At 35.6% G+C, this 14,560-nt stretch carries 11 protein-coding genes; 8 read left to right on the top strand and 3 right to left on the bottom strand.

Annotated elements, in window-relative coordinates:
• The 4 genes from ABN080_RS05480 to fliZ all read left to right on the top strand — a co-directional run.
• Positions 1-718, top strand: a 718-nt coding sequence (locus tag ABN080_RS05480; RefSeq protein ID WP_349440565.1) for a flagellin, incomplete at its 5' end; no start/stop codon positions are given.
• A gap of 138 nt (positions 719-856) precedes the next feature.
• Entirely contained in the window at positions 857-1,963 is a 1,107-nt protein-coding gene (locus ABN080_RS05475; protein ID WP_349440564.1) for a FliC/FljB family flagellin, read from the top strand.
• A 440-nt stretch (positions 1,964-2,403) separates the two neighbouring features.
• The gene (locus tag ABN080_RS05470) at positions 2,404-3,126 is read left to right on the top strand and encodes an RNA polymerase sigma factor FliA (protein WP_036912728.1); all 723 of its coding nucleotides are present in this window, start codon (positions 2,404-2,406) and stop codon (positions 3,124-3,126) included.
• Between the two features lie 58 nt (positions 3,127-3,184).
• Positions 3,185-3,715: a flagella biosynthesis regulatory protein FliZ gene (fliZ, locus tag ABN080_RS05465; protein ID WP_006533125.1), complete on the top strand. Its 531-nt coding sequence runs from the start codon at positions 3,185-3,187 to the stop codon at positions 3,713-3,715.
• 458 nt (positions 3,716-4,173) lie between these two features.
• On the opposite strand, the gene putA is transcribed toward fliZ, so the two are convergent.
• Positions 4,174-8,136 (bottom strand): trifunctional transcriptional regulator/proline dehydrogenase/L-glutamate gamma-semialdehyde dehydrogenase, encoded by a 3,963-nt coding sequence (gene putA, locus ABN080_RS05460; protein WP_349440563.1) that lies wholly within the window; start codon positions 8,134-8,136, stop codon positions 4,174-4,176.
• 467 nt (positions 8,137-8,603) lie between these two features.
• Here putA and putP point away from each other — a divergent pair, with 467 nt between their 5' ends.
• Positions 8,604-10,088, top strand: coding sequence for a sodium/proline symporter PutP (putP, locus tag ABN080_RS05455; RefSeq protein WP_196553694.1), 1,485 nt, complete (start codon positions 8,604-8,606; stop codon positions 10,086-10,088).
• A 100-nt stretch (positions 10,089-10,188) separates the two neighbouring features.
• Here the strand turns inward: putP and ABN080_RS05450 are convergent, their stop codons facing one another.
• Both ABN080_RS05450 and ABN080_RS05445 read right to left on the bottom strand, forming a co-directional pair.
• Positions 10,189-11,034 (bottom strand): hypothetical protein, encoded by an 846-nt coding sequence (locus ABN080_RS05450; protein ID WP_349440562.1) that lies wholly within the window; start codon positions 11,032-11,034, stop codon positions 10,189-10,191.
• Between the two features lie 276 nt (positions 11,035-11,310).
• Entirely contained in the window at positions 11,311-12,144 is an 834-nt protein-coding gene (locus tag ABN080_RS05445; RefSeq protein WP_349440561.1) for a hypothetical protein, read from the bottom strand.
• Between the two features lie 143 nt (positions 12,145-12,287).
• Between ABN080_RS05445 and ABN080_RS05440 the strand changes: the two genes are divergently transcribed.
• The 3 genes from ABN080_RS05440 (at position 12,288) to ABN080_RS05430 (ending at position 14,558) form a co-directional block, all read left to right on the top strand.
• Positions 12,288-12,734: a DUF6386 family protein gene (locus ABN080_RS05440; protein ID WP_197269063.1), complete on the top strand. Its 447-nt coding sequence runs from the start codon at positions 12,288-12,290 to the stop codon at positions 12,732-12,734.
• A gap of 504 nt (positions 12,735-13,238) precedes the next feature.
• Positions 13,239-13,769, top strand: a complete 531-nt coding sequence (locus ABN080_RS05435) for a fimbrial protein (RefSeq protein ID WP_072068492.1) — start codon at positions 13,239-13,241, stop codon at positions 13,767-13,769.
• A 60-nt stretch (positions 13,770-13,829) separates the two neighbouring features.
• Positions 13,830-14,558, top strand: coding sequence for a fimbrial biogenesis chaperone (locus ABN080_RS05430; protein ID WP_349440560.1), 729 nt, complete (start codon positions 13,830-13,832; stop codon positions 14,556-14,558).
• Positions 14,559-14,560 lie beyond the last annotated feature (2 nt).

Genomic DNA, 14,560 nt, shown 5'->3' with positions numbered 1-14,560 from the left:
ACAAATTGGGGCAAATGATAAAGAACAAATTAGTGTTAATCTGAAAAAGATGGATGCCACTACTTTAGGGATTGATAAATTAGATTTGACCGCTAAACCAAGCAGTTTACATGGGAGTTCAACTACGACAGTTTCTGTCTCTGATGGCGATACTCCTCCTAAATATCAAGATGTTGATATCGATACAGCATCACTTAAAACAGGTTTAGCAGCAGGTGAATCTTTAGAAGGTGTTTACTATGCGTTGGATGCCAATGGTAAAGAAGATAAAACCCAATTGGCAATCGAAATAAAAGATAAAAATGGGGATGTTAAAACGTATAAAGCAACGCTGGATACAACGGGTGCTGTCGATACATCAACGCATAAATTTACAGTTGGTGGTAAAGTGGTTTTATCACAAGGCGCTGAAATTAAAGCATCTTCAACACCACCAACCATTAATGATGCACCGTTAAAAGGATTAGACGATGCATTAGCGCAAGTGGATAGCTTACGTAGTTCAATGGGGGCTGTTCAAAACCGTTTAGAATCGACTGTGAATAATCTAAACAATACTGTGACTAATTTAACTGCAGCAAACAGCCGTATTTTAGATGCCGATTATGCCACAGAAGTGTCTAATATGAGTAAAGGTCAAATCTTACAACAAGCCGGTACTTCGGTATTAGCGCAAGCAAACCAATTACCACAAAATGTATTATCACTATTAAGATAATAAAATAATAAAGAACAATTAGGCTGATTAATTTTTAGATAGAGGATCCAGATCCTTTGTTATTTAAAAGTTAATTCAGCCTATATTTTTAAATAGCGTATTTTTATTTTAGCTATTAATAAATGTAGAGTAATAACAATGGCACAAGTTATTAAAACAAATATCTTATCACTCACAACGCAAAATAATTTAAATCGTTCTCAAAGTGCATTGGGCAATGCCATTCAACGTTTATCTTCGGGTTTACGCATTAATAGTGCGAAAGATGATGTTGCAGGTCAGGCAATTTCAAACCGCTTTACCGCCAATACTCGAGGTTTAACCCAAGCCGTACGTAATGCGAATGACGGTATTTCGATTGTACAAACTGCCGAAGGCGGATTAAATGAAGTTAATGACAACTTACAGCGTGTTCGTGAGTTAATCGTACAAGCAAAGAATGGTTCAAATTCCATTACAGATCTCAAATCGATCAAAGAAGAAATCAAACAACGTACTGCTGAAATTAATCGTATCTCTGAACAAACCCAATTTAATGATGTTCATGTTTTGAATGATGATAATGAAATGACCATTCAGATAGGAACAAATGATAATGAAGTGATTAGATTTAAGTTAGATAAAATCAATAGTGATACTTTAGATATTGCAAACAATAAGTTATTAACAACATCAACAGTAAGAAAGGGTGAAACAAAAATAGGAGCAATTATTGATCCAAGCACACTCGGTATTAACGGTATTACAGATTATAAAACAGGTTATTTAGTCGGTGAATATATTCTTGATGGTAAAGTGGTAAAAGATAAATATATTGCGGTATCAGGTAACCGATGGTACTTAGTGTCTGCGGGAGCTTTTGAAGCTGATGCAACAGATAAAACTAAACTCGTTATAAAAGCGAGTGCAATGGGTCCTGCTAATAACTTTACCCCTAGTGCAGGGCGTCTGGTTGAAGCTTTCAGTGTTAATGATGGTGCTCTTGCAGCGTTAGATTTTGCAATTAGTAAAGTAGATAACGCTCGTTCTGCATTAGGGGCTGTTCAAAACCGTTTAGATTCGGCGGTCAATAACCTGAATAATACGGTGACTCATTTAACGGCGGCTAACAGTCGTATTTTAGATGCCGATTATGCCATGGAAGTCTCTCATATGAGTAAAGGACAAATTTTGCAACAAGCGGGAACCTCGGTATTAGCGCAAGCAAACCAGTTACCTCAAAATGTATTATCACTGTTGCGTTAATCCTCTTCATCCTTCTGATAAAACAGATAAGTCATTCGATAATTTCCTGTGTGTTTTATCATCAATGTAATAGTTTTTTTTATTAATCATTTATGAGTATTTCAACTTATTAATTAGACGCTAAAATCTCACAAAATAAAATACTATGATTTATATGTTATTTTTTTATGAACAGAATGCATATTCTATGCGTCGATTTCTTTTAATGAGATAAATTATCAATTTAATTAACGGTTTTTCTAAGGATTAGCTGCGTATGTTTTAAGGTAAAGTAGTTCTCGTAATGCAATGACAAATTAATTTATCAATGAAAACCCAATTTTTGCTGAAAATTTGGCATAGGTGAAAAAGAGGCGCTTTTGTTTCACTGTTCAGCCGATTGCTAAATTTATTTCGCCAGATAATGGTTTCCGGTCTTTTATCCAAAGGTGTCTTTTGTTGTGAGTGATTTGTATACCGCCGAAGGCGTGATGGACAAAAATAGCCTCTGGGAGCGATATGTCCCGTTGGTTCGCCATGAAGCATTACGATTACAGGTCAAGTTACCTGCGAGTGTTGAATTGGATGATCTTTTGCAAGCGGGTGGGATTGGGTTATTAAACGCTGTTGAGCGTTATGACTCAATGCAAGGTGCTGCCTTTACCACTTATGCTGTTCAACGTATCCGTGGCTCTATGTTAGATGAGCTACGTAGTCGAGACTGGGCGCCACGTAGTGTGCGTCGCAATGCAAGAGAAGTGACTCATTCTATTCATCAATTAGAGCAGGATCTAGGACGACCCCCATTAGAACAGGAAGTTGCTGATCATTTGCAGATTGAATTAGCAGAATACCGGCAGATCCTATTGGATACAAATAACAGCCAATTGTTCTCTTATGACGAATGGCATGAAATTTACGGTGAAAGCTGTGAACCGTCTCAAGACGAAGATCATGATGACAATCCATTACAGATGTTATTAGAAAGTGATATTCGCCAAAGAGTCATAGACGCGATAGAATTGCTTCCCGAAAGGGAAAAAATGGTTCTTACTCTGTATTATCAGGAAGAACTTAATTTGAAAGAAATAGGCGCAGTGCTTAATGTCGGGGAATCCCGCGTAAGCCAGCTACACAGCCAAGCCATAAAAAGGCTGCGAGCACGCTTAAACCCAGAGAAATAGAAGTTTTGCTTATTTTTGTTTTTGTTTATTAAGACTACAACACAGGGCTTTATCTCTTATGTCTGTTTCAACACAAAAGAAACGGCCGCTAAGCCGTTACATTAAAGACTATAAACACAGCCAGACTCATTGTCTACATTGCCACAAGGCGCTTGATCGGATCTCTCTCGTATTCAATCGCCAAGTTATCAATAAAGAAGCCATTTCTGAAATGACGGATTTAATTGATGATGAAACGTGGGAAACGTTACAAGAGAAGTTTTCTGCGCTATGCCGTTTTTGTAGTGAGATTTACTGTAATAGTGAAACTGACTACTTTGACATTATGTCTTTTAAGCAGTATTTGTTTGAACAAACGGAGATGAGCCACAGTACTGTTCGTGAGTATGTGGTTCGTTTACGTCGGCTCGATGAATTACTGACTTCAACTAATTTTCCTCGTCAAGAATTTACGACAGAGAAAATTCAGTCAGACCTGAGTAAAAAGCTCACTCCCTCTGCATTTAGTAACTACAATATTGCGTTACGTAAGTACGAGCAATATCTCGATTGGTGTCAAGAGCCACCATCGATGAATAGCAGTCACTAATTGCGCTCAAGAGAGACCTTAAAAGGAGTAGCCTAGCCTACTCCTTTTTCTTTTGACTTAATTCAAGTTCCTTTCTGTTTCTTCTTACTTAATCTCTTTGTTGTTTTTCAATTTCTTTATTTATCGATGATTAAATACAATATTGTGTTTATAAATGCCATTAACATGACATTTGTAAGTAAAAAAAAACGCCCCGAAGGGCGTAACTTTTAAGGTATACATAACGATATAATTCAATCAACTTCTAGGTTTTGGTTGACTTGGCGACAAGTATATTTACTAATTCAATAGTCGGCGATGGATAAATATAAAAAGAGTGAGAATAGTCACAGCATTAAGATAAATATCTATCTTGGCTATTTTTTATAAGCATTAGATTAATAAAAGAAAAAACCACCTTTAATCAAAGCTTTTTTAAAGGTGGTCTCAAAATAAAAAGAGAAAAAGAGGAGAGCTAATTAACTAATGGTCATTAAACTTGCATTACCACCGGCGGCCGCAGTATTAATGCTTAATGCTCTTTCATGTAATAAACGCTCTAACAATAAGCCCGTTTCACCTCGTGAAAATCCTTGAACAGAGATTATTGCCCCTTTGCGTTGAGCAATTTTCTGGCAAGTTTCACGTAATTGATCACCATCACCATGATAAATAACAGCATTTATTTTTGATGGTTCCTCAGCCCAGTTTTCAGTGAGTGTAATTGCTTTTCTGACAATATCAGGTAATTCACGGTATGTTTTTTGTGAGAACGAGCTATTGACGATAATGGCATGGCAACCCGAGGCGAGAACACCTGCTATTTGGGTTAGAACATCTTGCTCATTATCTGAAATACAAAGCACATTACCGCAAGGAACTAATTGGTAAGTATTACGTTCGCCAGTAGGGCCCGGTAATATACGTAATGTCCCTGCTTGGGATGCAAGTGCATATTTTTCTAAGGCTTCATAGTGTAATTTATCTGCTTTGTTTGATAACCATTCCATATATTTATTGTAAATTTGTAAATTACGCATAGAAGTATCAAGCGGGAATGTTTCATCTTGACGCGCCAGTGTTTGCGTTGCTGCATTTTCAGGGCGTTTGGATAATAAGCGATACAGATAAACAGGGCCACCCGCTTTCGGGCCTGTACCAGATAATCCTTCACCACCAAAGGGTTGAACGCCGACAACCGCACCAACCATATTACGGTTTACATATAAATTCCCCACTTTGGCATTTGATGCAACATAAGCGATAGTCTCATCAATTCTTGTATGAACGCCCATTGTTAAGCCATAGCCTGTCGCATTAATCTCTTCGAGTAATGCAGGTAAATCTTGGCTTGCATAACGTACAACATGTAATACAGGGCCAAAAATTTCCCTTTTTAGAGAACTGACTTTATCTAATTCAATTAAAGTAGGTTGAACAAAAGTACTGTTATTTTCAATTTGTTTTGGCAGGTTATTGTATGAGGCTTGATAAATGTCGTAACCTGCTGTGCGCATAACTTGAATATGTTTCTCAATACCTATTTTCGCTTCTTTATCAATAACAGGGCCAATATCGGTGGATAATAAACTCGGATCACCTATTATCGCTTGTGCCATTGCTCCTTTAAGCATCTCAATGGTGTGATCTGCTACTTCTTCTTGAATACATAAAAGGCGTAACGCAGAACAACGTTGACCTGCACTATCATAAGCTGAAGCCATAACATCCGTAACAACCTGTTCGGTTAATGCAGAAGAATCCACAATCATGGCATTTAAACCACCAGTTTCTGCAATTAAAGGAACGGGGTGACCTTCGCTATCTAATCGACCAGCTAAGGTTTTTTGTAAAATATGTGCAACATCTGTCGAACCTGTAAACATCACACCACGAACACGTTCATCAGCCACTAAACGAGCACCAATAGTTTCGCCTTGGCCCGGTAAAAGCTGTAATGCAAAGCGAGGAACACCAGCTTGAAGGAAGAGTTCAACTGCTTTTGAAGCTATTAAAGGTGTTTGCTCAGCAGGTTTAGCAAGTACGGTATTACCTGCGGCTAACGCTGCTGCGATCTGTCCGCTGAATATGGCTAATGGGAAGTTCCATGGGCTGATACAAACCACAGGCCCTAAAGGGCGGTGTGTATTGTTATCAAAATCTTGTGCAACTTGTGCTGCATAGTAATAGAGGAAATCAATCGCTTCTCGTACTTCTGCAATGGCATTGCTATAAGTTTTGCCCGCTTCACGCACTAAAATTCCCATTAATGGCCCCATTTGTTGTTCCATTAATTCCGCAGTGCGAACTAAAAAAGAGGCTCTTTGTGTAGGAGGCGTTGCAAACCATATTTCTCCATTTTCTTGAGCAACGGTTAAAGCAAAATCTACCTCGGCTTCAGTGGCTTCTCTTACTGTACCCACTATATCAGTATGATTTGCTGGGTTTAAAACAGATTGAAGCGCTTGTGTTTTTTCTGAAGAATTAAACGTATCACCTAACAACGGTTCACAATGTCTATTTTCAGTGGCAGAGGTTAACAATGCACTAGAGAGTGATGCCAAACGGTGTTCATTTGACATATCAATACCTGGTGAGTTCTTACGCTCATCACCATAAAGCTGATGAGGAAGTGGAATTTTAGGGTGTGAAAGCCCAATTTGCCCCTCAGCTTGTGCCATTTTATTGACTTCTTTGACCGGATCAGCGACCAACTCATCAAGGGAAATAGTAGTATCCGCGATCCGATTTACAAATGAGGTATTGGCTCCATTTTCAAGTAAACGACGCACTAAATAAGCGAGTAACGTCTCGTGTGTTCCTACTGGTGCATAAATGCGACAAGGACGACCCAACTTCCCGTCTGCTATTTTTCCTACAACTTGTGCATAAAGAGGCTCACCCATGCCATGTAAACACTGGAATTCATATTGCCCGGGGTAATAGTTTTGTCCTGCCAAATGATAAATTGCAGAAAGGGTGTGTGCGTTATGTGTTGCAAATTGAGGATAAATAAAGTTAGGCGACGCAAGTAGTTTCTTTGCACAAGCCAAATAGGAAACATCGGTATACACTTTACGAGTATAAACAGGGTAATCCTCAAGACCATCAATTTGAGCACGTTTTACTTCGCTATCCCAATATGCGCCTTTAACTAAACGGATCATTAAGCGACGACGGCTACGACGAGCTAAATCGATGACATAATCAATTACTAATGGGCAACGCTTTTGGTAGGCTTGAATAACAAAACCAATCCCATTCCAACCTGCTAATTCAGGCTCAAAACAGAGCTTTTCAAGGAGATCGAGTGAAATTTCAAGTCTATCCGCTTCTTCAGCATCAATATTAATACCGATATCATATTGTTTTGCTTGTAATGTTAATGAGAGTAGGCGAGGGTAAAGCTCTGACATAACACGTTCATATTGTGCACGGCTATAGCGAGGGTGTAATGCTGAAAGCTTGATAGATATTCCTGGGCCTTCATAAATACCTCTACCATTAGACGCTTTGCCAATGGCGTGGATAGCTTGCTGATAAGAAACTAAATAATCTTGTGCATCTTTTTCTGTTAATGCCGCTTCTCCTAACATGTCATAAGAGTAGCTAAAGCCTTTCTCTTCAAGCTTACGAGCATTTGCTAATGCTTGAGAAATAGTTTCACCTGTAACGAATTGCTCCCCCATTAAACGCATGGCCATATCAACGCCTTTACGTACTAATGGCTCACCACTTTTGGTCAAGATGCGATTCAAAGAGTTAGAGAGTTTTTCTTCATTATGTGTAGAAACTAATTTACCTGTGAATAATAAGCCCCATGTCGCTGCATTCACAAACATCGATTGGCTTTGTCCTAAGTGTGAGCGCCAATTACCATGACTAATTTTGTCACGAATAAGGGCATCACGTGTGGCTTTATCGGGAATACGCAGTAACGCTTCCGCTAAACACATTAAAGCTACACCTTCTTGTGAAGAAAGTGAAAATTCTTGTAATAAGCCTTGTACAAGTCCTGAACGCCCAATGCCATTTTTTTGTTTACGTAATTTTTCGGCAATGGAATAGGCTAATTTATGCGTTGCTTGGGCTTCATTTTCAGGTAATGTCGCTTGTTGCAATAGCATAGGAACAGCCTGTATTTCAGGAGTACGATATGCAGAGGTAATAGCAGAGCGTAAAACAGATTGCGGGTGAATATGTTCAGCAAACTCTAAAAAAGGCTGATAATGAGCTGTTGGTGTTTCAGTCTCTCCTTCAAGATCTTGTTCAGCAAATGTTGTATTACTAATATTCACCTGATCATTTTCAATTTGTTCAAGATAATTGAAGATAGCTTGTTTAATTAACCAATGCGATGTTCTGTCTAATTTTTGTGCGGCCTCTTTTAATCTATTGCGGGTATCTTCATCAAGTCTAACACCCATTGTTGTGCTACTCATGCAGTGCTCCTCATATTCTATTTCTCATTCACAAGTACTGTTACCCGTTATTTTTATTAATATCATTCATGTTGCAACTTTGTGCAACATTGTTAACAATTTATTTATAAATAATGTGAAAGTGGTCAGGTTTTATGTGTGATTAAAAATGAATCAATTTATATCTCTTTATATATCTATATAAATCAATTAATTATATTTATTTTATTGATGTTTATATTTATAATGTTGTTCAAATTAAGACAAATAGTGTGAAGTCATATACAAAAATTAAACATTTAAACGTTAATTTCTTGTTAAATGCAGTTAACCTATTCTAGGATTGATGTGAATGTTTTATCTGTTGCTGTAAGAAATTATTTTAATTAAAAACTGAAAAGATCATTAATGCGCAACGAAGTGCAACGTTCCTGTACAAGTCAGAAGCATATCAATGATCGAAAACAGATTTATGGAGAACTGCAATTATGGCTCTAACTTCGCCAATGCTAATTACATTTACGATCTATATTCTGGGTATGCTTTTTATTGGCTATCTAGCTTATCGCTCAACAAAAAATTTTGATGACTATATTTTAGGGGGGCGACGGCTAGGCAGTGTAGTGACTGCGCTTTCAGCGGGTGCTTCAGATATGAGTGGATGGCTATTAATGGGATTACCCGGTGTAGTTTTTTTTGCGGGTATTTCAGAAAGTTGGATAGCTATAGGGCTCTGTTTAGGTGCATGGCTAAACTGGCGCTTAGTTGCAGGGCGTTTACGTTTGCAAACTGAAAAAAATAATAATGCATTAACGTTGCCTGATTATTTGACTTCGCGTTTTGATGATAAAAGCAAAATGCTACGCATTATTTCAGCATTAGTTATTCTTACCTTTTTTACTATCTATTGTGCATCTGGTGTGGTCGCTGGTGGAATGCTATTTGAATCAACCTTCCATATTCCTTATCACGAAGCAATGATTTATGGTGCACTTGCAACAATTGCCTATACTTTTTTAGGTGGTTTTCTTGCAGTAAGCTGGACTGATACCGTTCAGGCAACACTCATGATTTTTGCTCTGATCCTGACACCGATTATTGTGATTTTCTCCATTGGTGGCATTGATACTTCTATTGCAATTATTAAAGCTAAAGATCCGTCTTATCTTGATATGTTCAAGGGTCTTGATTTTATCGCCATTATCTCTTTATTGGCGTGGGGATTAGGTTACTTTGGACAACCTCATATCTTAGCGCGTTTTATGGCGGCTGATTCGAATCAAACAATTCGCAAAGCACGTCGTATCGGCATGACGTGGATGATCCTTTGTTTAGGCGGAACGGTTGCGGTTGGTTTCTTCGGTATTGCTTATTTTGAAATGAATCCGGCACAAGCAGGGGCTGTAACGGCGAAAAATGAACGTATTTTTATGGAATTGGCATCGTTACTGTTTAATCCATGGATTGCAGGTATTTTGTTATCAGCCATTCTCGCCGCCGTAATGAGCACATTAAGCTGTCAGTTGTTAGTGTGTGCAAGTGCCTTAACAGAAGACTTATATAAGCCTTTCATTCGTAAAAGTGCTAGTCAAAAAGAACTGGTTTGGGTAGGGCGTGGGATGGTGTTATTAGTGGCTGTTATTGCTATCTTCTTAGCTCGAGATCCTAATAATAAAGTCCTCGATTTAGTCAGTAACGCATGGGCTGGATTTGGTGCCGCTTTTGGTCCTGTCATTCTTATCTCTGTGATGTGGAAACGTATGACACGCAACGGCGCTTTTGCCGGAATGTTGATTGGTGCTTTAACGGTATTAGTGTGGATGCAATACAAGTGGTTTGGGTTATATGAAATTATCCCTGGCTTTGTTTTTGCTTCTATCGCCATCATTGCAGTAAGTCTTATGGGGAAAGTACCAAGTAAAGAGAACCAGCAACGTTTTGATGAAGCTGAAATGCAATATCGTAATACATAATAAAAATTTAACCAAGTTAAAGAGAGAAGGGCGTTTATTTAATAAATAAACGCCCTTTTTAAATACAATTATTTATACTGGGTAACTTTATAATTCAAAATTAATTTAAATTAACCTCTTCATAATACTCGAAACGATTATAAATAGTTGCTTTGCTAGTATCAATAAGCTCACCATTTTGTTTAATAGTACTAATTAAATCCCAGGTTAAACAATTATTATATTTATCCCATTCTCGACATGTTTGGTCATATTCTCTTATATCATCATAGAGGCTACTGAATAATTGTGTTTGATGTAATACTTTACCATCTGAGCCATAATTAAATTCTAATGTTATTTCATTGTTTTCAACTGTTTTTAATAAACGATCTTGTTTATCATAATGAAAATAGATGGTATTTCCTAAATTTTCAGTATCAGATTTAATCACCGTTTCTGAAGTAATTTTATTATCACTATAAGAAAATTGGCTTGTTTCAGAGCCCATTAATTTGCCATGCTCATCATAAAAATTAGAGACCTTATGTGTTAACTGATTTTGAGCATTTTCATGGTATAAGGTGTGTAAATATAAAGTATGAGTTCTATGGCGATTCTTTAGTTGATATTTAAATTTCATATCATAAGGCACTGACATTCTTAGAAGGTTGGTTTCTATATGTTCATGAATATATTCTTGTGTGGAAAAATCATACAGCATTAAACTTCCACATTCATCAAATTGAGCTTCACCTTTAAAAGCTTTAAATCTACCTTCGTGAGGCAATTGACTGCTTGTAATGACTGATTTCACTGGGCCATTATAATAATCAAGCATACTAACCATATTCTTTATTGAATTACTTTGTCTGTGTGTTTTATCGCACAAAGATCCTTTAGCAGAAGCTGAAAAACTTATTAGTGGTGTGCATAAAGAAAAAATAAAAAATAACTGTAATTTCATGTAATGAGCCATTTTAAAATTTTTATAAAAGGATGCTGTTTAATAGAAAGCGTCCATCATTATTTTCTAAGCAGTATAAAGGAAGATAATTTTTTTAGTAAGTATTACGGTATCATTAATTGATTTAAGTAGTTTTACATAAATTGCTTTTTGATGAAAGTGTTGATAACTACCTTATTGATATGTAGGTATATAAATAAAAAAAATCAGTCTATTTTAGATAGTCTGATTTTAATATTATTTAGTTATCTATCAAAATAATAAAAAATATATAAATCACTCGTAGTAACTAAATTTATTATGAATAGTCGCTTTGCTATAATTAATAATTTCTTCATCAAACTTTATGGTACTTTCCAGTTGTTCTTCTAAGCAGTTATTGAAAGTATCCCATTCAATGCAAGTAGAAATAAATGCCTTGTCTTCCCCATTTATACCTTTGATATAATTTGATTGTTTAGTTATTTTCCCTTCAACATCATATTCATATTCCACATTAATTTTTCCATCTTCAATCACTTGTTGCAGTTTTCCTTGGGGATCATAAGAATACAATGTGGTGATAACATCAGACGTTGTTGCTGAAGATTGACTGATCTCTTTAATGATACGGCCCTCTTTATACTCAAATTGACTGGTAAACGTATCCATTAAAGCACCATCATGGGCATAGTATTGAGTGATTTTTTTATTGAGTCGGTTCTGTTCATCTTTAAGATAGGTTTCTTGCATATAGATAGAATGTGAACCATAGGCATTTTTTAGCTGAAATTGATATCGAGTAACAGAAGGGTTATCGGGGGATGTTCTTATCAAATTCGTTTCTACATTACCTTCAAAGTATTCTTGCATTGATGTACTGTCTTTAAGCAAGTTTCCACATCCATCAAGCTGAATTTCACCTTTTAATGCCTTAAATCGTCCATCATCAGGAATAGTGCTTGTCATGATGACTGATTTAACAGGGCCATTATAAGAGCTGAGCAGCATAATGGTACTATTGGCAATATTGATCTGTTTTGCAGCATCAGTACATTGGTTTGAAGATGCAAACACAGAGAAAGATGAAACAGCATACAGTGACAAGGTAAGAAGTAATCGTGATTTCATAAGGCCATCCATGATAAAGCAGTGTATAAGATATAATGCAAGTATAGGTAATTACATTGACAAATAGTATAGATGAAATACTTTACTTGCTCATGCACCAAAATGGATAAAGTACTCATTTTTATTTTTTAATGGAAACACTAATGCCCACACATTTTTCCTTTATTACAGATACCGCCACTTTAGCCATTTTTGATCTGCAGGCTATCCAACATCGGAAATTAGATACAGCAGATTGGTGGTGTATCCCAGATGACGAATTAAAAGAAATGAATAAAGGAAATATTGCATTTATTGGATTGGGTGAAGATGGTTTATACACGATTAACCTATGTGAAAAAATAGAGAAACCGGATGTAAAAATAAAAATAAATTGCCCTTCTGGAAAAATATTCATAGGTGCAGGTGAAGATACTACAGGAGGGGATCTAGAACCTAATGATCCGGCATATTGTTCAGGAGAGATTATTTTTTTACCGAAAGGAAATTATGAAGTCTCTTTAAGAAAAAAAAGTTATTCACTTTTTATTTCGATAATATCATGTAAATTAGAAAAAAATAGATTTAAAACAATAATACGTATTGATTAATAAAAATATAAATATCACTTTTAAATAATCGATATTTTATTAATTAAATTTAACTAATTAACCATTTTTAAATATTACATTGATAAATAGTTTATTGTTGTTAATAAAACTATAAATAATTAAATAAATTTATTCTTTAAATGGAGATAAGGATCGTTGATTGACTTCTAATAAAAATGATAAATATTAAATAAAATAAAGAAAGGTTATTTTTAATATTAATCTTAATATTTTTAATTAATTAAATTTTAATTGAAATTTAATCTAAAAAAGAAAATCAAAATAAGAATGATACTGTAAATTATATAGGTATAAATACTTATTTTAATAGTAAAGTAGTTGCGTGTTTAGAGTGAATAAGTAGATAATCATAATTACTTACATATTATTACGTAATAAATATAGAGTAATGTTTTTTATAAACTACATTATTCGATGTCCTATTTGTATATTACAATCACCATAAACCAGTCTTATTTAGATATATTACCGGAGAGTTTTACTATGAATAAAATACTTCTTGCTACTATGATCGCAGGTATTTTTTCTACCACTGCTTTTGCTGCTTCAGATAATACTATTCGTTTCCAAGGTGAAGTTTCTGATGAAACATGTACTGTCACCGTTAATGGCAACTCCGCATTACCAGTTGTGTTATTACCCACAGTACCAGTGACTGCTTTAGACACAGCAGGCAAAACAGCAGGACAAACACCTTTTACTATCGCGGTAAGTGGTTGTACAGGTACTAAAGGAACTGATACAAATATTAAAACGATTTTTGTTGCCAATAATCTAACCACTGAAGGTCGTATTGGTAACTCTGCTGCTAATAACAATGTCAGTTTAGAAATCATCGATCCTGCAAACACAGGAACAAAAATTGATTTAACCGGTGTAGGTAATGATGGCCTGGTATTAAAAGCCAATGAAGAATCTGCATCTTATGATTATGCGGTTCGTTATTATGCTGATGATGTGGCCACAGCAGGTAAAGTAGAAGGTAGTGTGCAGTATTCTATCTCTTATCAATAATATTACTATGTCTCCTTTATATAAAGGAGACATTTTTTGATTATATAAGAGGAAGATAAAATGATAAAAAAAATAATCATGCTCATTGCAGTTCTTTTTTTAAGTTATAGTACAGCGGCTTTTTCAAGTGTTACGATGCTAAAAACCCGAATTATTTATTCTTCAGACGCACGTTTTGAAGTTTTAAAATTTATGAATAATGATGATATTCCTTACATCATGCAAATATGGGCGGATAAAAACAATCCAAATTCAACGCCGGATAATGCGGATGCTCCTTTTATAATTCAACCCCCTGTTTTTCGTATCGATCCTAAAATAGGGCGAGATGCTCGATTGATTTATATAGGAGAAGACCTTCCTCAAGATAAAGAATCCCTTTTTTATTTAAATATCGCCCAGATCCCACCTAAAAATCTGAATCAAGATATCAAAGAAGGTAATAGTTTTACTGTTATTGTGCATCATAGATTAAAAATATTTTATCGTCCTAGCGCAATTGAATCACAGATCAATAATGTTGAAAAACAAATAACCTTTTTAAAAGACACTAATGGCAATATAACAGTTAAGAATAGCTCACCTTTCTTTGTATCATTTGCTTCGTTAGAAGCCACAAATACGTCAGGACAAAAATTTGCATTTAAGTCTACTATGATTTCTCCGCTCTCTACAGAAACTTTATTATCAGAGACAAACAATAAACTTTCATTCTCACCCGATAAGATAACTTATAAATATCTTAATGATTTAGGTGGACAAAATAGCGCAACATATTTAATTCATTAATT

This window comes from Proteus sp. fly-1089 (assembly GCF_040138965.1).
GTDB lineage: Bacteria > Pseudomonadota > Gammaproteobacteria > Enterobacterales > Enterobacteriaceae > Proteus > Proteus vulgaris_B.
Note: the sequence above shows the minus strand (reverse complement) of the source record. Positions and strands in the feature narration are given on the sequence as shown.